At 73.8% G+C, this 18495-nt stretch carries 16 protein-coding genes and 2 pseudogenes; 12 read left to right on the plus strand and 6 right to left on the minus strand.

Annotated elements, in window-relative coordinates; translation table 11 throughout:
* Positions 1-157 precede the first annotated feature (157 nt).
* On the minus strand, positions 158-358 hold the full coding sequence (locus ACFYWG_RS12295; RefSeq protein WP_333933447.1) for a MerR family transcriptional regulator: 201 nt from the start codon (positions 356-358) through the stop codon (positions 158-160).
* A gap of 401 nt (positions 359-759) precedes the next feature.
* Between ACFYWG_RS12295 and iolC the strand changes: the two genes are divergently transcribed.
* From iolC to ACFYWG_RS12335, 8 genes and pseudogenes are all read left to right on the plus strand, one after another.
* A complete protein-coding gene (iolC, locus tag ACFYWG_RS12300) occupies positions 760-1710 on the plus strand; it encodes a 5-dehydro-2-deoxygluconokinase (protein WP_389201025.1) in 951 nt (316 codons plus the stop codon).
* A pseudogene (locus tag ACFYWG_RS12305) lies at positions 1695-1862 on the plus strand (5-deoxy-glucuronate isomerase); the annotation flags it as partial. The gene iolC and the pseudogene ACFYWG_RS12305, both read left to right, overlap by 16 nt.
* Positions 1863-1928: 66 nt before the next feature.
* Positions 1929-2129, plus strand: a pseudogene (locus tag ACFYWG_RS12310) (hypothetical protein); the annotation flags it as partial.
* On the plus strand, positions 2126-3628 hold the full coding sequence (mmsA, locus tag ACFYWG_RS12315; protein WP_376334387.1) for a CoA-acylating methylmalonate-semialdehyde dehydrogenase: 1503 nt from the start codon (positions 2126-2128) through the stop codon (positions 3626-3628). The pseudogene ACFYWG_RS12310 and the gene mmsA, both read left to right, overlap by 4 nt.
* A gap of 221 nt (positions 3629-3849) precedes the next feature.
* Complete coding sequence (locus ACFYWG_RS12320) at positions 3850-5238, plus strand: APC family permease (protein WP_383509284.1); 1389 nt, start codon at positions 3850-3852, stop codon at positions 5236-5238.
* Between the two features lie 187 nt (positions 5239-5425).
* A complete protein-coding gene (locus ACFYWG_RS12325; RefSeq protein WP_389201029.1) occupies positions 5426-8080 on the plus strand; it encodes a CocE/NonD family hydrolase in 2655 nt (884 codons plus the stop codon).
* Positions 8077-8943, plus strand: a complete 867-nt coding sequence (locus tag ACFYWG_RS12330; protein ID WP_376334381.1) for an ABC transporter permease — start codon at positions 8077-8079, stop codon at positions 8941-8943. The genes ACFYWG_RS12325 and ACFYWG_RS12330 overlap by 4 nt, the downstream gene beginning before the upstream one ends.
* A 149-nt stretch (positions 8944-9092) precedes the next feature.
* Positions 9093-10580 carry a VWA domain-containing protein gene (locus ACFYWG_RS12335; protein WP_389201031.1) on the plus strand — a complete coding sequence of 496 codons (1488 nt, stop codon included), beginning with the start codon at positions 9093-9095 and terminating at the stop codon, positions 10578-10580.
* A 233-nt stretch (positions 10581-10813) separates the two neighbouring features.
* Here the strand turns inward: ACFYWG_RS12335 and ACFYWG_RS12340 are convergent, their stop codons facing one another.
* Complete coding sequence (locus ACFYWG_RS12340; RefSeq protein WP_376334375.1) at positions 10814-11209, minus strand: rodlin; 396 nt, start codon at positions 11207-11209, stop codon at positions 10814-10816.
* A gap of 246 nt (positions 11210-11455) precedes the next feature.
* On the opposite strand from ACFYWG_RS12340, the gene ACFYWG_RS12345 reads away from it, so the two are divergent.
* From ACFYWG_RS12345 to ACFYWG_RS12360, 4 genes are all read left to right on the plus strand, one after another.
* Complete coding sequence (locus tag ACFYWG_RS12345; RefSeq protein WP_376334374.1) at positions 11456-11851, plus strand: rodlin; 396 nt, start codon at positions 11456-11458, stop codon at positions 11849-11851.
* A gap of 207 nt (positions 11852-12058) precedes the next feature.
* Positions 12059-12310, plus strand: a complete 252-nt coding sequence (locus ACFYWG_RS12350) for a chaplin (protein ID WP_383686135.1) — start codon at positions 12059-12061, stop codon at positions 12308-12310.
* A 125-nt stretch (positions 12311-12435) separates the two neighbouring features.
* The gene (locus ACFYWG_RS12355; RefSeq protein WP_389201035.1) at positions 12436-13167 is read left to right on the plus strand and encodes a chaplin; all 732 of its coding nucleotides are present in this window, start codon (positions 12436-12438) and stop codon (positions 13165-13167) included.
* Between the two features lie 360 nt (positions 13168-13527).
* Positions 13528-14853 (plus strand): glycoside hydrolase family 26 protein, encoded by a 1326-nt coding sequence (locus tag ACFYWG_RS12360; protein ID WP_389201037.1) that lies wholly within the window; start codon positions 13528-13530, stop codon positions 14851-14853.
* A gap of 40 nt (positions 14854-14893) precedes the next feature.
* Here the strand turns inward: ACFYWG_RS12360 and ACFYWG_RS12365 are convergent, their stop codons facing one another.
* Genes ACFYWG_RS12365 through ACFYWG_RS12380 form a run of 4 tightly spaced genes read right to left on the minus strand, consistent with a single transcriptional unit; the run spans position 14894 to position 18481 of the window.
* A complete protein-coding gene (locus ACFYWG_RS12365) occupies positions 14894-15997 on the minus strand; it encodes a GNAT family N-acetyltransferase (RefSeq protein WP_389201039.1) in 1104 nt (367 codons plus the stop codon).
* The gene (locus ACFYWG_RS12370; protein ID WP_383506460.1) at positions 15994-16644 is read right to left on the minus strand and encodes a lipopolysaccharide biosynthesis protein; all 651 of its coding nucleotides are present in this window, start codon (positions 16642-16644) and stop codon (positions 15994-15996) included. Before ACFYWG_RS12370 ends, ACFYWG_RS12365 begins: the two co-directional genes overlap by 4 nt.
* Positions 16641-17792 carry a glycosyltransferase gene (locus tag ACFYWG_RS12375; RefSeq protein ID WP_389201042.1) on the minus strand — a complete coding sequence of 384 codons (1152 nt, stop codon included), beginning with the start codon at positions 17790-17792 and terminating at the stop codon, positions 16641-16643. The genes ACFYWG_RS12370 and ACFYWG_RS12375 overlap by 4 nt, the downstream gene beginning before the upstream one ends.
* Complete coding sequence (locus tag ACFYWG_RS12380) at positions 17789-18481, minus strand: polysaccharide deacetylase family protein (RefSeq protein WP_389201795.1); 693 nt, start codon at positions 18479-18481, stop codon at positions 17789-17791. Before ACFYWG_RS12380 ends, ACFYWG_RS12375 begins: the two co-directional genes overlap by 4 nt.
* Between the last annotated feature and the right edge of the window lie 14 nt (positions 18482-18495).

The raw sequence follows: 18495 nt of genomic DNA on the forward strand, positions 1-18495 counted from the left end.
GCCCCCCGGCGGGCCCCCGCCCGGGCCCCGGGGGCCCCCCGCCCCCCCCGGGGGGGCGCCCCCGGGGGGGGGGGCGGGGGGGGGGGCCCCCCCCCGCCCCGCCGGGCCCCCCCCGGGGGGGGGGCCACGGCGCGGTGGGGTCGCCACGAGCGGCGGGTCAGTCCGCTCTGCGGCCCCTGTTGCCGGGCCGGGCGGCCACCCAGGCCCGGACGGTGTCGGCATACCAGAAGGGCTTGCCGCCCTCCACGTGGTCGGGCGGCGGCAGCAGCCCGTGTTTTCGGTACGACCGCACGGTGTCCGGCTGCACCCGGATGTGTGCCGCGATCTCCTTGTACGACCAGAGCCTTCGGTCGGTCATGACGTGCACCTCCCCGCGCGCACCGCGGCGGCGGCCGGGGACGGCCGTCCGGGGGAGCCGGGTGCTGCGCTGGCGATCAACAAGCCTGTGTCCGGTCAACGACACCCCGTGGGACCGGGCAGGCCCTGTGGGACGTATGTGACGCAAGACCCGCGTACGCGCGACATGTGTGACACGGGGGAGGTCTTTGTGACAGACCCGGGGCAAAGGCACGCGCCCTCCGGGCGGCGGGGCGTCTTGACCGGGGGCCCGCGGGCCTACGTCGGCCGTCGGGGGAGCGTGCGCGAGGGCCCGCGCCGGGCGCGCCGCCACGATCTCGTCCGAATGTCCGGACAAAACATTGACATGGCTTCGGGAAGGGCACTAGAAAGCCGGGGAGAGCCGAGCACGAGGGGACCGCGATGGCGTACGACCTGATCACCATGGGGCGCATCGGAGTGGATCTGTACCCGCTCCAGACGGGCGTCCCCCTGCACCGGGTCACGTCCTTCGGCAAGTTCCTCGGCGGTTCGGCCGCCAACGTCGCCGTCGCCGCGGCCCGCCTGGGACAGCGGACCGCGGTGATCACCCGCACCGGCGACGACCCCTTCGGCGCCTACCTCCACGAGGCCCTGAAGGGCTTCGGCGTGGACGACCGCTGGGTCACGCCCGTGCCCGGACTGCCCACCCCGGTCACCTTCTGCGAGGTCTTCCCGCCGGACGACTTCCCGCTGTACTTCTACCGGCAGCCCAAGGCCCCCGACCTGGAGATCGACGCCCACGAGGTCGATCTCGACGCCGTGCGCGAGGCGCGCGTCTTCTGGGTCACCGGCACCGGGCTGAGCGAGGAGCCCAGCCGCACGGCGACCCTCGCGGCCCTCGCCCACCGGGCCAGGACCGGCACCACCGTCTTCGACCTCGACTGGCGGCCGATGTTCTGGACCGACCCCGAGGCGGCCCGCCCCTTCTACGCCGAGGCCCTGCGCCACACCACGGTCGCGGTCGGCAACCTCGACGAGGTGGAGGTCGCCACCGGCGTGCGCGAACCGCACGCCGCCGCCCGCGCCCTGCTCGACGCGGGCGTCGGACTGGCCGTCGTCAAGCAGGGCCCCAAGGGCGTCCTGGCCGTGGACCGCGAGGGCACCACCGCCGAGGTCCCCCCGCTGCCGGTGGACGTCCTCAACGGCCTCGGCGCGGGCGACGCCTTCGGCGGCTGCCTGGTCCACGGGCTGCTGGCGGGCTGGGAGTTGGAGAAGACCATGCGGTACGCCAACGCCGCCGGGGCGATCGTCGCCTCCCGTCTGGAGTGCTCCTCCGCGATGCCCACCCCGGACGAGATCGAGGCGGCGGTCACCGCGGGGGCCGTCAGGTGAGCTCCGGTATGCCCCGCCACCCGGACGCGCCCCGCGGCGCCCGGGTCCACGACGCCTCCGGCGCGGGAGGCCGCTTTGCTTTGGCAGGAGCGAAGTGCGAGCGACAACTCCCCGCCCGCTACGGCCCCGCGCCGGAGGTCCCCGTCCACCTCGGCCGAGCGCCCGAGGCCCCCGTCCACCACGGCCCCGCGCCGAAGGCCCCGGTTCCCGCGTGCGGCCGGGCCGCCGGCACTCCCACAAGTGTCCACTCGGAGACCCGAACGGCAGACACAGTGTCGGGCGCGCCCGTCGCCCGGGACTGGTGGGATGGACCCGTGGCCGAGACCCCGGCAGCGTTGTCCGCGGTCGAGGCACATGAGCTGTACGAACGGCACGTCTGCACCCGACGCCGCCATCTGCGAAGGAGTTCCCGGCCATGACGAAGATCGTCAACCACTGGATCGGCGGCAAGACCGCCGAAGGCGCCTCGGGCACGTACGGGCCGGTCACCGACCCGGCGACCGGCGCGGTGACGACGAAGGTCGCCTTCGCCTCGGTCGACGAGGTGGACGCGGCGGTGGCCGCCGCCAAGGAGGCCTTCGCCACCTGGGGCCAGTCCTCCCTGGCGCAGCGGACCTCGATCCTGTTCGCGTTCCGGGCGCTGCTGGACGCGCACCGCGACGAGATCGCGGAGCTGATCACCGCCGAGCACGGCAAGGTGCACTCCGACGCCCTCGGCGAGGTCGCCCGCGGCCTGGAGATCGTGGACCTGGCCTGCGGCATCAGCGTGCAGCTCAAGGGCGAGCTGTCGACGCAGGTGGCGAGCCGCGTCGACGTCGCCTCGATCCGCCAGCCGCTCGGCGTGGTCGCCGGCATCACGCCGTTCAACTTCCCGGCCATGGTGCCGATGTGGATGTTCCCCCTCGCCATCGCCTGCGGCAACACGTTCGTGCTCAAGCCCTCCGAGAAGGACCCCTCCGCGTCCGTCAGGATCGCCGAGCTGCTCGCCGAGGCGGGCCTGCCCGACGGTGTCTTCAACGTCGTCCACGGCGACAAGGTCGCCGTCGACCGCCTGCTGGAGCACCCGGACGTCAAGGCCGTCTCCTTCGTCGGCTCGACCCCGATCGCCCGCTACATCCACACCACCGCCTCCGCCAACGGCAAGCGCGTCCAGGCCCTCGGCGGCGCCAAGAACCACATGCTGGTCCTCCCCGACGCGGACCTCGACGCGGCCGCCGACGCCGCCGTCTCGGCCGCCTACGGCTCCGCGGGCGAGCGCTGCATGGCCATCTCGGCCGTCGTCGCGGTCGGCGCGATCGGCGACGAGCTCGTCCAGAAGATCCGCGAGCGCGCCGAGAAGATCAAGATCGGCCCCGGCAACGACCCGGTCTCCGAGATGGGCCCGCTGATCACCAAGGTCCACCGCGACAAGGTGGCCTCCTACGTCGAGGGCGCGGCGGCCGAGGGCTGCGAGGTCGTCCTGGACGGCACCGGCCACACCGTCGAGGGCTTCGAGGACGGCCACTGGATCGGCATCTCGCTGCTCGACAAGGTCCCCACGTCCGCCAAGGCCTACCAGGACGAGATCTTCGGCCCGGTCCTGTGCGTGCTGCGCACCGAGACCTACGAGGAGGCCCTGGAGCTGATCAACGCCTCGCCGTTCGGCAACGGCACCGCGATCTTCACGCGGGACGGCGGCGCGGCCCGCCGCTTCCAGCTGGAGGTCGAGGCCGGCATGGTCGGCGTGAACGTCCCGATCCCGGTCCCCGTCGGCTACCACAGCTTCGGCGGCTGGAAGGACTCGCTCTTCGGCGACCACCACATCTACGGCAACGACGGCACGCACTTCTACACCCGCGGCAAGGTCGTCACCACCCGCTGGCCGGACCCGGCCGACGCGCCCACGGGCGTCGACCTGGGCTTCCCGCGCAACCACTGACACGGGACACCGGGGCCGCCGGCACCGGGCACGGGGGCCGTCCGCATCGCGGACGGCCCCACTTTTTTGCCCGCCCGCCCTGCGGTTCCCGCACCTGCCCGATCCATGTGGCGTGGACGCCTTGACGCAACGTTAACGCGCGCGCAATTGCCTTCCGGCTGCGGATTTCGTAGGTGAACAGCCATTGACGTGACGGTTTCCGTCGATGTTGCATCCCTCACGTGACCGACACCCTCACCCCTGTCGAGGCCGCCGTCGCGCAGGCGTCGGGCGGCCCCAAGAAGCTGAAGCGCTCCATCGGCGTGGTCGGCGGCACGCTGCTCACACTGTCCTGCGTGACCCCGGCCTCCACCCTCTTCGTCGTGGTCCCCGACCTGTTCGGCACGCTCGGCACCGCCACCGCCCTCACCATCGCCATCGGTTCGCTGCTCTGCGTCGCCGTGGCGTTCTGCTACTCCGAGCTGGGCACCCTCATCCCCAGCGCCGGCGGGGAGTACGCGATGGTGTCGACCCTGGCGGGCCGGCTCGCGGGCTGGCTGGTCTTCGTGCTCTCGCTCCTGGTCGTGATGATCGTCCCGCCGGTCATCGCCATGGGCACCGCCGACTACCTCGCACCCCTGGTCCACCTCGACCCGTCCTGGACGGGTGCCTCGGTGATGCTCCTGGCCACCTTGGCCGGCCTGCTCGACCTGCGCGCCAACGCCTGGATCACCGGCGTCTTCCTCGTGCTGGAGGTCATCGCGGCGGCGGTGGTGGCCGTCCTCGGCTTCACCCACGCCGAGCGCGGCCCCGGCGCCCTGGCCTCGATGGAGGTGGCCGGCCCGAACGGCGCCCCGGACACGGTGACCGCCCTGCTCGTCGTCTCCGGCCTCGCCATCGCCCTGTTCGTCACCCAGGGCTTCTCCACCGCCGTCTACCTCTCCGAGGAACTGGAGAACCCCCGCCGCTCGGTCGCCCGCACGGTCCTGGCCACCCTCGCCATCTCCGCGGTGATCATCCTCGTCCCCGTCGCCGCCATCACCGTGGGCGCCCCGGACCTCGCCGCGCTGACCGGCGGCGACATCAGCACCATGGTCACCGCCTGGTCCAACTCGGCCGTCGGCACCTTCGTCAGCCTCTGCGTGGCGCTGGCGATCATCAACGCCGGGATCGTGATGGTCATCCAGAACTCGCGCGTGCTGTTCGCCTCGGCCCGCGACAAGGCGTGGCCCTCCCCGGTCAACGCCCTCTTCTCCCGCCTCGGCCGCTTCGGCTCGCCCTGGGTCTCCACGCTCGCCGTCGGCGTCCCCGGCGCGGCCCTGTGCTTCGTGAACCTGGACACCCTGTACGGCGTCACGGGTGTCTCGGTGACCGGGATGTACCTGCTGGTCGCCGTCGCCGCGCTGCTGTCCCGCCGCGGCACCCACCGGCACACCGCGGCCTGGCGCATGCCCCTGTGGCCGGCCGCCCCGGTCCTGCTGATCGTGGTCCTGGTCTACGTGCTGGTGCAGCAGGAGCCGGTCTACCTGCTGTGGACCGGCGGCATCACGGCGGCGGCCACCCTGTACTGGGCCCTGTACCTGCGCCCGCGCCCGGAGACCCGCTGGCTGGTGTCGGTGCCGGAGGAGTGAGACCGGCTTCGTGAAGCGCCGGGAACACCCCGAAGCGCCCGCACCCGGCAGACGACAGCAACCCCTCGCGCTCGAAGCCGTACACCACCCGCAGTACGCCGCGAACTCCGTGTACACCCCTGGAAGGCCCCGCACCTCGGTCTCCGGTCGACACCTCATCGACAGGTTCACCCCGTACCGTTGACGCATGGATCTTCGACTGCCCGACCTGCGCGGGCTGCTCCGGCGGCCCCGGCGCCTGATGGCCGCCGGGGCCGCCGTCGCCGTCCTCGCCGGCGCGGGGACGTGGTCGGCCGTCGCATCCGACGAGACGCCCCCGGTCCGCCGCGCCGACCACCTGCTGACCACCGGCGACGGCGTCCGCGTCGACACCTCGTTCTTCACCTCCCCGGGAGACGGCCGCCGCCCCGCCGTCCTGCTCGGACACGGCTTCGGCGGCAGCAAGGACGACGTACGGCAGCAGGCCGAGGACCTCGCCCGGGACGGGTACGCCGTCCTGACCTGGTCCGCCCGCGGCTTCGGGAAGTCGACCGGGAAGATCGGGCTGAACGACCCGCAGGGCGAGGTCGCCGACGTCTCCCGGCTCATCGACTGGCTCGCGCGGCAGCCCCAGGTCGAGCTGGACGGCCGGGGCGACCCCAGGGCCGGCATGGCCGGCGCCTCCTACGGCGGTGCCGTGGCCCTGCTCGCCGCCGGCCACGACCGGCGCGTGGACGCCATCGCCCCGGCCATCACGTACTGGAACCTCGCCGACGCCCTCTTCCCGAACGGCGTGTTCAAGAAGCTGTGGGCGGGCATCTTCGTCAACTCCGGCGGCGGCTGCGAGAAGTTCGAGCCCGCCCTGTGCCGGATGTACGAGCGGGTCGCCGAGTCGGGCACGCCCGACGCCGAGGCGCGCGAACTGCTCGACGAGCGTTCGCCGTCCGCCGTCGGCAAGGACATCAGGGTGCCGACACTGCTGACCCAGGGCCAGTCCGACTCCCTCTTCCCCCTCGGTCAGGCCGACGAGGCCGCGCGGGCGATCCGCGCCAACGGCGCCCCCGTCGACGTCGACTGGATCGCCGGCGGCCACGACGGCGGCGACATGGAGACCGGCCGCGTCCAGGGCCGCGTGAAGACCTGGTTCGACCGCTACCTGAAGGGCGACAAGAACGCCGCCACCGGCCCCGCCTTCCGCGTCACCCGCACCCTCGGCGCCGGCTCCGGCGACGGCGAACCCCGCCTGGCCGGCGTCAGCGCGGACCGCTACCCGGGCCTGGAGAGCAAGCGGACCTCCCTCGCCCTGACCGGGCGCGAGCAGAGCTTCGCCAACCCGCCCGGCGCCAGCCCGCCCGGCGTCTCCGCCCTGCCCGGCCTCGGAGCGGCGGGCGGCCTCGGTCAGCTGTCCACGCTGGGCGTCGGTGTCTCCCTGGACTTCCCCGGCCAGTTCGCCGCGTTCGAGTCCGCGCCCCAGCGCGAGGACCTGCAGATCACCGGCTCGCCCACCGTGACCGTCCGCGTGAAGTCCACCAGCGACGACGCCGTGCTCTTCGCGAAGCTCTACGACGTCGGCCCCGGCCGCACCCAGCCCGTCCTGCCCTCCCAGCTCGTGACGCCCGTCAGGGTCGAAGGCGCCAAGGCCGGCAAGGACGTCCGCATCACCCTCCCCGCGATCGACCACGAGATCGCCGACGGCCACCGCCTGCGGCTGGTCCTCGCCTCCACCGACCTCGGCTACGCCTCCCCGACCGCCCCGGCGACCTACACCGTCGCCCTCCAGGGCGAGCTGGCGGTGCCCTCGGCGCTCGGCCGACGCGACTCCGGGGCCGGGCTGCCCGCCTGGGTGTGGTGGCTGCCGCTCGCCGGCGCCGCGATCGCCCTGGCCCTGATCGTCACGGGCCGCCGCCGTACGGCGGCCCCCGCCCCGCCGGACCCCGCCCTCGCCGAGGTCCCCCTCCGGATCACCGGCCTGACCAAGCGCTACGCCAGGTCCGCCGACCGGTACGCGGTCAAGGACCTCTCCTTCCGCGTGGAGAAGGGCCAGGTCCTCGGCCTCCTCGGCCCCAACGGCGCCGGGAAGACCACGACCCTGCGCATGCTGATGGGCCTGATCAAGCCCGACGGCGGCGGGATCCGCGTCTTCGGCCACGCCATCGCGCCCGGCGCCCCGGTCCTCTCCCGGGTCGGCGCCTTCGTCGAAGGGGCGGGCTTCCTGCCCCACCTGTCCGGCCGCGAGAACCTGGAGCTGTACTGGCGCGCCACCGGCCGGCCCGCCGGGGACGCGCACATGGAGGAGGCCCTGGAGATCGCGGGCCTGGGCGACGCCCTCGCCCGGGCGGTGCGCACCTACTCCCAGGGCATGCGCCAGCGCCTGGCCATCGCCCAGGCCATGCTCGGCCTGCCGGACCTGCTCATCCTCGACGAGCCCACCAACGGCCTCGACCCGCCCCAGATCCGCGAGATGCGCGAGGTGATGATCCGCTACGCCGCCGCCGGCCGCACCGTCATCGTCTCCAGCCACCTCCTCGCGGAGGTCGAGCAGACCTGCACCCACCTGGTCGTGATGGACCACGGCCGGCTCGTCCAGGCGGGCCCGGTCGCGGACATCACCGGCTCCGGCGACACGCTCCTCGTCGGCACGGCCACACCCGTGGACGAGCCCGTGCTGGAGAAGGTCACCGCCCTGCCGGGCGTCGCCTCGGCCGTGCGCACCGACGAGGGCCTGCTCGTCCGGCTCGGCCCCGAGGGCAGCCCCCAGCGCCTGGTCGCCGACCTGGTCCGGCTGGACGTGCCGGTCGCCTCGGTCGGAGCGCACCGCCGCCTGGAGGACGCCTTCCTCACCCTGATCGGAGCCGAAGCATGAGCCAGCTCGCCGAGCCGCCCGCCGAGGTCGCCGACGGCTACCGCGCGGGCCGCACCCTGCCCTTCCGCGTGGAGCTGGTCCGGCAGCTGAAGCGGCGCCGCACGATGGTCATGGGCGGCGTCCTGTTCGCCCTGCCGGTCATCCTGCTCATCGCCTTCCAGGTCGGCGGCGACCCGGGCGGCAACAACAACCGCGTCAACCTCATGGACACGGCCACCGCGTCCGGGGCCAACTTCGCGGCCGTCAACCTCTTCGCCGCCGCCGGGTTCCTGCTCGTCATCCCCGTCGCCCTGTTCTGCGGCGACACCGTCGCCTCCGAGGCGAGCTGGTCGTCCCTGCGCTACCTGCTCGCGGCGCCCGTGCCGCGGGCCCGGCTGCTGTGGTCCAAGCTCGCCGTCGGACTCACCCTGAGCCTGGCCGCCCTCGTCCTGCTCCCGGTGGTCGCGCTGATCGCCGGCACGGCCGCCTACGGCTGGGGCCCGCTGGAGCTGCCCACCGGCGGCGCCCTGCCCACCGGCACGGCGGCCCAGCGCCTGCTGATCGTCGTGGCGTACATCATGGTGTCCCAACTGGTCACCGCCGCCCTGGCGTTCTGGCTGTCCACCCGGACGGACGCCCCGCTCGGCGCGGTCGGCGGCGCGGTGTTCCTCACCATCATCGGCAGCGTCCTGGACGAGGTGACCGCCCTCGGCGACTGGCGCCACTTCCTGCCCGCGCACTGGCAGTACGCCTGGCTCGACGCGGTCCGGCCCCGCCTGGAGTGGTCGGACATGATCCAGGGCACGTCGATCTCCGTGACCTACGCCCTGGTGCTGTTCGCCCTGGCCTTCCGCGGTTTCGCCCGCAAGGACGTCGTCTCCTAGGTCACCGGAGGATCACCCACCGGTCTCGGCGGGCCCGTCCCGTGGCCGCTTCGAGACGCATCCGCAACGCCCCGTACCGCACGTTCCGCCCCCCTGCGCCGTCACAGTCACCAGTAAGCCGACAGCAACGGACCCAGGGGGTACGGACGATGGAGCGGTACCGGACGCGCACACTGCTGCTCGCCCTGACGGCGGCGGGCGGACTGCTGCTCACCGCGTGCGGCGGGGGAGGAGACGCCGACGGCAGCAAGAGCGCCGACCGCGACCTCTCCGGCCCCGCACCCGCCCGCAGCCAGGGCACCGACCGGTACGACGACCGCCGTGAGCGGCCCGGTCACCTCTCCACCTTCGCCCTCGACGTCGACACCGCCTCCTACGACTACGCCCGCCGCACCCTGGCCGACGGCCGGCTGCCCGACCCCTCGACGGTCCGCCCCGAGGAGTTCGTCAACAGCTTCCGCCAGGACTACGAACGCCCCGGCGGCGACGGCTTCACCGTCACGGTCGACGGCGCCCGCACCGCGGACGAGGACTGGTCCCTGGTCCGCGTCGGCCTGGCCACCCGCACGGCAGGGCGCGCCGGCGAACGCCCGCCCGCCGCCCTCACCTTCGTCATCGACGTCTCCGGGTCCATGGCCGAACCGGGCCGCCTGGACCTCGCGAGGAGGTCGCTCACCCTGATGACGGACCGGCTGCGCGACGACGACTCCGTCGCGCTCGTCACCTTCAGCGACGAGGCCGAGACCGTCCTGCCCATGACCCGCCTGGGCGGCAACCGCGACGAGATCCTCGACGCCGTCGACGACCTGGACACCCGGGACTCCACCAACCTCGGCGCCGGCGTCGAGACCGGCTACGAGACCGCCGTCGAGGGGCTGCGCCGGGGCGCCACCAACCGGGTCGTCCTCGTCTCCGACGCGCTCGCCAACACCGGCGACACCGACGCCGACTCGATCCTCGAGAAGATCGCCGGAGAACGCCGCGAGCACGGCATCACCCTCTTCGGCGTCGGAGTCGGCAGCGACTACGGCGACGCCCTCATGGAACGCCTCGCCGACCGGGGCGACGGCCACACCGCCTACGTGTCCGACGAGGCCGAGGCCCGCACGGTGTTCGCCGAGCAGCTGCCGCGCCACGTCGACCTCGCCGCGCGCGACGCCAAGGCGCAGGTCGCCTTCGACCCGGCGACCGTCGAGGAGTTCCGGCTGATCGGCTATGACAACCGCCGCGTCGCCGACGAGGACTTCCGCGACGACCGCGTCGACGGCGGCGAGGTCGGCCCCGGACACACCGTCACCGCCCTGTACGTCGTGCGCACCCGGCCCGGCGCCGACGGGCACCTCGCCACGGCCACCGTCCGCTGGCTCGACCCGGGCACCCGCGCCCCGCACGAGGAGAGCGGCGACCTGGAGACCGACGCCCTCGGCGACGACGTGTGGGGCGCCGGCCGCGGTCTGCGCACCGCCGCCACGGCCGCCTACTTCGCCGACGCCCTCCGCCGGGGCGAAGCCGCCCTGCCGGGCGCCCCGCGGCTCGGGCGGCTCGCCGACCGGGCGGACGACCTGGCGGACCGCACCGAGGACGGGGACGTCCGCCGCCTCGCCGAGGCGATCCGCACCGCGCACCGCCTGATGTGACCCCCGCCCCCATTGCCCCCCGGCTACGCCGTCACGATCATGTCCCGCACCCACCGACGTCCAGAAGGCCGTCGACCACGCCAACGAGGCCGTCTCGCGGCGGCGACGGCCGCGTACGCGCAGCAGATCGAGGCGCTGTACGCGGGCCGCCCCTGACGCGCCCGGGCGCCGGCACACGAAAGAGCGGGCCGCCGGGCAGCAGCCCGACGGCCCGCCTCAGCGGAGCCGGTGCGTCACTCGCCGTTGGCCGACAGGATCGACACGTCCTCCAGCAGGTGCGCCAGGGCGCCGTCGCGCTTGGCGTTGGTGCTGTTCTCCGCACACTGCTGCTGCTGGTGGTCCGACAGGATCGGGATGTCCTGGATCGGGATACCGACGAGCGCGCCGACGCCGATGGGCAGGTCGTTCACCGCGATGCACGGCTTGTTGAACGAGCCCTGGATCAGCGCCATCTGCGGGCTCATGTTGCCGTACGTCGAGGAGTTGCCGAAGCTCTGCATCGCCCCGTTGCCGTTCACGGCCGTGGGACCGCTGTCGTCGCCGATCGCCAGGGCCTGCGGGGCCGCGGCGGCGGAGGCTCCCATGACGGAAGCGGCCATGGCCGCGGTGGCAATAACCTTCTTGATCACTGACCAGTCCTTTCTGAGGAAACCCCGTCCTACGGAGCGTTCTGGTCAACTGCCCGAGCGGTGCATGGTTTCTCCTCGTCACCCTGTCGGCCCACGCCAGGACAGTTTGTGTGTTCTTCGCCCCCGGCTGATTATCGGGAGTTTCCGGCGCTGCGGGCCAACCGGGTGAACACCCGCAACCAATCATCAGGAGCCGTGTTGATGAGGCCGTAGGACAGTGCGTCGCTACGAGGAAAGGAACGCGAAGTGCTCAAGAAGGCAATGGTCGCCGCGGCGGCCGCCGCCAGTGTCATCGGAATGTCGGTGGCGGCAGCTCCCCAGGCTCTTGCCGTCGGGGACGACTCCGGACCGTCCGTCGCCAACGGCAACGGCGCGTCGTCGTCGTTCGGCAACTCGGCGACCAAGGGCGACATGAGCCCGCAGCTCTCGCTGGTCGACGGGACGCTCAACAAGCCCTGTGTCGCCGTTCAGGACCTCGACGTCGGTGTCGCCGCCCTCATCGGCGTGGTCGTGCAGGACATCCCGGTCCTGTCGGACCACGTCCAGCAGCAGTGCGCGGACAACTCCACGAACAGCAAGCGGGACGGCGCGCTCAACCACATCCTGGAGGACCTGTCGGTCCTGTCGGCGAACGGCGACTGAGCAAGTACCGCACCGAGCCCGAGCGGCCCACCGGATTCCCGGCGGGCCGCTCGGCCGTATCCGCAACTTTTTCTGGGGCATTCGAGTGAATTTGACGGTGCGACACGTTGCTCAGTTTCCCCGACCGTCAATTCCTCGTTTGCAGGCTGCAGGTCATGGTGCGAGCCGTACAAGCTGTGCTCGCTCGGTTTCGGCCGTCAAAGGGGCATGACCGCAGAGAAGGGAAGTCTCATGAAGAAGAGCGCTGCTGTCGTCGCGGGCGCGATCATGGCCCTGGGCATGGCCACCCCGGCCATGGCGGACGCGGGTGCCCAGGGTGCCGCTGTGGGTTCCCCCGGCGTCCTGTCCGGCAACGTGATCCAGATCCCCGTGCACGTCCCGATCAACCTGTGCGGCAACACCGTGAACGTCCTCGCCCTGCTGAACCCGGCGTTCGGCAACGCGTGCGTGAACGACTGACGCGGTAACGCGCCAGCAGCACCGGCTGCGACCTGGCCGGCCCCGGGACACCACCTTCCGTTCCGGGGCCGGCTTTTCCCACTTCCATGAGCTTCCACGAGCTCACGAGCGGAAGGACAACGAGATTGCGACAGACCCTGAACAGGGGAGTGGTCGCGGCGGCGGCCGCGACGGGCATCCTGTCCCTGTGCGGCGGTGCCGCGCTCGCCGACACGACGGCCGACGGAGTGGCCAAGGGCTCACCGGGCGTGGTGTCCGGCAACACCGTCCAGGTCCCGGTCGAGGTGCCGGTGAACGCCTGCGGCAACACCGTCGACGTGGCCGCCGGGCTCAACCCCGCCTTCGGCAACTCCTGCGCCAACGGAGGGGACGGGGGCAAGGGCCGCCACGCGGACGAGCGGCACGACTCCTCCGGCACCTCCGAGTCCGGCGATGACGGCCCGTCCCGCGGCCACGCCGAGGACACGCCGTCCGGCGGCGGCTACGGCGACGAGGGTTACGGGAACGACGGGCACGACGACGGCGGCTACGGCGACGGGGGGTACGGCGAGGACGACGGCGGATACGGCGACGACGACGGCGGGTACGGCTACGGCGACACCCCGCCCACCAAGCCCCCGCAGACGCCCCCGGCCACGCCCCCGCACACCCCTCCGCCGACCACACCCCCGCACACGCCCCCGCCGAGCGGCCACGAGTCGACGCCCCCGGCGACGCCCCCGGGCGGTCCCGAGCAGCCGCCGAGTCTCCCCGAGACCGGTGCCGAGGAAATGTGGGGAGCAGCCGCCGCCAGTGTCGTGATGATCACGGGCGGCGTCGTGCTCTACCGACGCGGCCGGGCCGCCTCCCACCGCTGACACGACTGACACTGACACGACGGGTGCCGGACGCAAGCGCCGGCACCCGTCGACGAGCGTCTGCGGGCTGTCGGGCCACCCGGGGGAGGCCTCCCGCGCCGGAAGGCCCCGGGCGCCGCGGTGCCCCTCCGGCAGCGGACGGTGTGTCAGATCCACGTCGCCACCACGGGCAGCCCCAGGCGTGCGACCCGAGGGACGACCTCGGCCCCCCTGCTCCCAGCGCGACGGCACAACCTCGTTTCCTTCAAACCCGGTCACCGGTGTGGGTGAGGCGGCCACTCGAAAGCCCCAGCGTCGGTGGCGTGCGTGACTCTCATATGACTGAGTGTCAGTAAGCGGAGACGAGCGAAAGGGGCGCCCATGGCCACACGGCAGCGACGCGCACGGTCCCGGCGGCTGGCATTCGTCGCGGCGGCGGTGGCCGCGGCAGCGGTCCTGGCCTCCGGTCAGACGATCGCCGCGGGCGCGGGAACGGCACGGTCCGACGAACCGGCACCACCGGCGGTGGCGGCCACCGCGCCCCCGGCCGGCACCGGGACACCCGCACCGGGCGCCACGGACCCGGGTACGGCCACCCCGGCACCCACCGCGTCCGCCCCGCCGGCGCGCACCGCCCCGGCCATCGGCGCCTACCTCGACTACGGCCCCCGCGGGGTGGCGCGCATGGCCCAGCTGAGCACCTGGCTCGGCGGCGCCGACCTGCGCGTCGGGCACACCTACCTGCCCGGCGACCGCTGGAGCAACATCGAGGGCCTGCCCGGATTCCTCGACGTGTGGGCCAACTGGCGCCGCGAGAAGGCCGACCGGCTGCTCGTCCTCAACGTGCCGATGATGGAGCGCAACGAGGAGAACGTCTCCGACCGCGAGGTGCGCCGACTGCTGCGCGAGGCCGCGGCCGGCCGGTTCGACCACCACTTCCGCACACTCGGCGAGCGACTGGTCGAACTGGGTGTGCCGGACACCGTGCTGGTGCTCGGCTGGGAGATGAACGGCATCACCTACACCCACCGCTGCGGGCCCGACCCTCAGTCCTGGAAGCAGTACTGGAACCGGATCGTCACCACCATGCGCGCGGTGCCGGGCCAGAAGTTCCGGTTCGACTTCACCCCGAGCCGGGGCCGGGACGCCGTGCCCTGGACCGAGTGCTACCCGGGTGACGACACCGTCGACATCATCGGCCTGGACGCCTACGACCAGCCCCGGGGCATGTCGTTCGAGGAGCAGAAGTCCGAGCCGTACGGCCTGCAGCACCACGTGGACTTCGCCGAGGCGCACGGCAAGGCCATCTCGTTCCCCGAGTGGGGGCTGTTCCGCAACGGCGACAACCCCGAGTACATGCAGCGCATGCTCGCGTGGATGGACGAGCACAAGCCGCTGTACCAGACGCTGACCGACTACTGCCCGCACGGCGTGTGGCAGTGCGGGGCCAACCCCCGCGCGTCCGAGGTCTACCGCTCGTTCCTCTTCGGCCGCAAGAGCCCCGACCCGGCCCCCACCACGTCCTCCACGCCCACCGCACCGGCCCAGTCGCCGAGCCCGGCCCCGACGCCCACGCCGCAGCCGAGTCGGCCGGCCCCGGCGCGGCCGGCGGACTGCTCGCCGCTGAACCTCGGCGAGTGGGTGGAGTACTGGATCGGCGGGAGGCTCTGCCTGCGCCTGGACTGGTGGTCGCGCACCACGCGCTAGACCGGGAAAGAGGAGAGCGTTGCCGCGGCGGCGGGTCCGGTCAGGGCCGGCCGCCGCGGTCGTGCTCTTGGGGGCCGCGCAGCAGTTCCTTGCCGTGCCGGCGTGCCGCCACGTCGCACAGCGCCGCGGCCAGCAGCGGCGCCGCGTGCCGGCGGGCCAGCAGCAGCCGCTGGTTCACCACCGCCCGCGGACGCCAGTGGTGCTTGTAGGGCTCGTTGCCGCGCAGCAGGCTCAGGGTGCCGGGCGTGCCGTCCTTGACGTGGGTGGCCGTCGAGTCCAGCAGCATCGCCGCCACGTCCGCCCTGCGCTCGCGCAGCACCGGGTGCGCGCCGTACAGGTATCCGCCCGCGAGGAGCGGCGAGAGCAGCGTCACGTCGACCGCCACGACCTCGTCGTCCAGCCGGAACTCGGTCACCACCGCGTCCCCGGAGGACACCATCGCGCCGACCGCCCGCACCAGGTGCTCACGGAACCTCGGCCGCAGATGCTCCGACGTCACCTTCCGCCCCTGCCACTGCAGGCGGTGCAGCTCCAGCAGCCGCACCAGGGCGGTCTCGACCCCGCCCGGGGCGACGACGTGGCGCTGGACGCCGAGCGTGTCCAGCTTGCGCAGCTTGGCGCGCAGCCGCTGCTGCGTCTTCGACGGCAGCCGGGCGATCAGGTCGCCCATGGGCGCGGCCGGCAGTTCCAGGCACACCGAGTCGTCCACCCGCCGCCGCGGCCCGGGCCACTGCTCGTAGAGCCGCTCGGCCGCCCCGCCCGGACGTACCTCGCGCAGGTCGATCAGCGCGCCGCGGGCTGCCTCCGACAGCGCGCCCGACAGCACCGGCAGCGGCGCGTCGCCGTGTTCCTCGGCCAGCAGGACGTCCCCGTAGTCGGAGATGGCCCCGCCGAGCGGCACCAGCGCCGGCAGCGGGTGCCGTACGCGCATCAGCGGGGCCGCCGCGGCCAGTTCACCGCTCGCGGCGCGCACCAGCACCAGCCGCAGCCGGGCGTGGTCGCCGTAGGACCGCCACCACGAGTGCAGCCAGGCGTGGCTCTGGAACGGGGTGGCGCAGGGGCAGCGCCGGTACAGGCGGTTCCAGTCGTCGGCCAGTCCCGCGAAGCCCCGCTCGTCGGTGACCAGTTCCGCGCGGTACGTCACAGCTGCCGCTGTGCGTCGGCGGCGAAGGCGGGGCCGGGCACGGAGGCCGGGCGGCCGGGGCCGGCGGCGGCCCGCCGGGGCCGGACCAGCAGCGCGAGGCCGCCCAGCAGCCCGCCCGCGCTGGCCCCGACCAGGCCGGTCACCCCGGCGGACGCCGACGACGGCTCGTCCGGGGGCACGGCCCGCGCGAACTGCCGCAGCTCGACGTGGGTGGACTGCTCGGCGTCCTCGGCGTGCCGGGTCAGCGCCCGGGCCACGGCGTTGGCCATGTCGGCGGCCAGCTCCGGGCGCTCCGAGGTGGCCGTGACCGACACCATCGGCGCGTCCGGCGAGGTCGCCGTCCGGACACTGCCGCGCAGGGTCTCCACGGGCACGCCCGCCCACACCTGCGCGTCCCCGAGCACCGCGAGCTGGGGGGCGACCCGGCCGTAGGCCTGGGCGAAACCGAGGGCGGTGGCGGTGTCGGACCTCGCCGTCGGCACGGCCACGACATAGCTGGTCGCCGTGTACTCGGGTGTCCGGACCAGTCCGTACGCGCCACCGAGCAGACCGCCTGCCACGGCCCCGGCCGCGAGCAGGGACCAGGGGGGCAGGGACCGGGAGAGGGCGGAGGCCTGGCGGTGCTGCCGTGCGGGGGTGTCGGTCATGAGGTGCGGGCTTCCTGGGACGGGGCGGACAGGGGACGGGAGACCGCGGCGGCGTAGACGTCCATGAGCCGTGCGGCGCTGCGGGTGATGCAGTAGTGGTGGGCGGCCTCGGGCACCGTGCGCGGCCCGGGCCCCTGCCGGTGCACGTCCATCAGGGCCCGGGCGTACGCGTCCGGGCCGCCGGTGACCTGCCGGGCGGTGGGGGCGGCGGACGGGGGCAGGTCCTGGAGGGCGGGGCACGAGGCGTAGAGCACGGGCAGCCCGGCCGCCAGGCCCTCCACGACGGCCAGGCCGAACGCCTCCTCGGCGGACGGGGAGGCCAGGACGTCCATCGCGGAGGTCAGCGACGGCAGGTCGGGGCCGGGCGAGCCGTCCGGGACGTAGGGGCGTTCGCCGGTGAACAGCACCCGGTCGGCGACCCCGGCCGCCCGGGCGGTGCGGCGCAGCACGTCCTCCTCCGGGCCCGCGCCGACCAGCAGCAGCCGGTGGTCGGCGGGCAGGTGGGCCAGCGCCCGGATCAGCGTCCCGAAGCGCTTGCCGGGAGCGAGGCGGCCGACCGCGCCGACGACGTACGCGTCCTCCGGCAGGCCCAGCCGGCGGCGGGTCTCGGCGCGGCGGGCCGGGTCGTAGCGGAAGCGGGCCACGTCGATGCCGTTGGGCACGACCTCGATGCGCGGGCCGGGCACGCCCCAGCGCCGCAGCCGCTCGGCGACCGTGGGGGACACGGCGACCGTGGTCCGGCCCAGCCGCTCGCCCGCCAGGTACAGGGCGCGCACCCCGGCGTTCAGGGGCCGGCCCTCCATCTGCGAGTCGCCCAGGGAGTGCTCGGTGGCGACGACGGCCCGGACCCCCGCGAGGCGCGCGGCGATCCTGCCGTAGAGGCACGCGCGGTACAGGTGGGTGTGCACGAGCTGGTAGCCGCCGCGGCGGATGAGCCGCACCAGCCGGGGCAGGGCGGCCAGGTCGCGGTTGCCCGCCATGCCGAGGTGGTGCACGCGCACCCCGTCGGCGGCGAGCCCGGCCGCGACGGAGCCCGGGTTGGTCAGCGTCACCACGTCGCAGTCGACGGGCAGGTGCCGCAGCAGCAGCCGCAGTTGCTGCTCGGCACCGCCCACGCCGAGGCCGGTGATGACGTGCAGGGCCTTCACCGCGGCTCCTGCACGGCTCGGCGGCGCAGCCGGTGCAGCCGGTACTTCAGGAACAGCCGCGGGCCGGTGTCGTTCTGGCCGATGTGCACCCGGGGCAGGGCGTGCGGGCCGCCGAGCGGGCCGGGGTCGATCGCGCAGCCGTAGGCGTAGCCCGCCGTCCGCACGGCCTCGACGGCCCGGGCGTCGAGGGTGCCGTACGGGTAGCAGAAGCCGGCGGGCGCGGTGCCCGTCAGCTCCGCGAGCACGGTCCTGCTGCCCTCGGTCTCCGACCTCAGCGTGACGTCGTCGGCCTTCGTCAGGTCGACGTGGGTCAGGCCGTGCGAGCCGATCTCGATGCCCTCGGCCGCGGCCTGCCGGACGCCGTCGGCGGTCAGCAGCCGCTTGCGCGGGCCCAGCGGGTCCCAGGCGTTGTCGCCGCCGAGCCGGCCCGGCAGGACGAACAGGGTGGCGCCGCAGTCGTGCCGGCGCAGCACGGGCAGGGCCCCGGCGACGAAGTCGGCGTACCCGTCGTCGAAGGTGAGCCCGACCAGGCCGCGGCCCGCGCCCCGGGCCCGGGCCGCCAGCAGGTCCGCCATGCTCACCCCGCGCAGACCGCGCCGCCGCAGCCAGCCCAGCTGCCGGTCCAGCCGCTCGGGCGAGACCGTCACGCGGTACGGGTCGTCCGTGGGATCGCCGACGGAGTGGTACATCGCCACGAACAGGG

Origin of the sequence: Streptomyces sp. NPDC003456 (assembly GCF_042878735.1) — a bacterium.
Lineage (GTDB): Bacteria > Actinomycetota > Actinomycetes > Streptomycetales > Streptomycetaceae > Streptomyces.

Excerpts from the sequence above, each read along its gene's own strand:
- ACFYWG_RS12295 (WP_333933447.1), bottom strand. The coding sequence starts at position 358 with ATGACCGACCGAAGGCTCTGGTCGTACAAGGAGATCGCGGCACACATC.
- iolC (WP_389201025.1), top strand. The coding sequence starts at position 760 with ATGGCGTACGACCTGATCACCATGGGGCGCATCGGAGTGGATCTGTAC.
- mmsA (WP_376334387.1), top strand. The coding sequence starts at position 2,126 with ATGACGAAGATCGTCAACCACTGGATCGGCGGCAAGACCGCCGAAGGC.
- ACFYWG_RS12325 (WP_389201029.1), top strand. The coding sequence starts at position 5,426 with ATGGATCTTCGACTGCCCGACCTGCGCGGGCTGCTCCGGCGGCCCCGG.
- ACFYWG_RS12330 (WP_376334381.1), top strand. The coding sequence starts at position 8,077 with ATGAGCCAGCTCGCCGAGCCGCCCGCCGAGGTCGCCGACGGCTACCGC.
- ACFYWG_RS12335 (WP_389201031.1), top strand. The coding sequence starts at position 9,093 with ATGGAGCGGTACCGGACGCGCACACTGCTGCTCGCCCTGACGGCGGCG.
- ACFYWG_RS12350 (WP_383686135.1), top strand. The coding sequence starts at position 12,059 with ATGACCGCAGAGAAGGGAAGTCTCATGAAGAAGAGCGCTGCTGTCGTC.
- ACFYWG_RS12360 (WP_389201037.1), top strand. The coding sequence starts at position 13,528 with ATGGCCACACGGCAGCGACGCGCACGGTCCCGGCGGCTGGCATTCGTC.
- ACFYWG_RS12370 (WP_383506460.1), bottom strand. The coding sequence starts at position 16,644 with ATGACCGACACCCCCGCACGGCAGCACCGCCAGGCCTCCGCCCTCTCC.
- ACFYWG_RS12380 (WP_389201795.1), bottom strand. The coding sequence starts at position 18,481 with ATGTACCACTCCGTCGGCGATCCCACGGACGACCCGTACCGCGTGACG.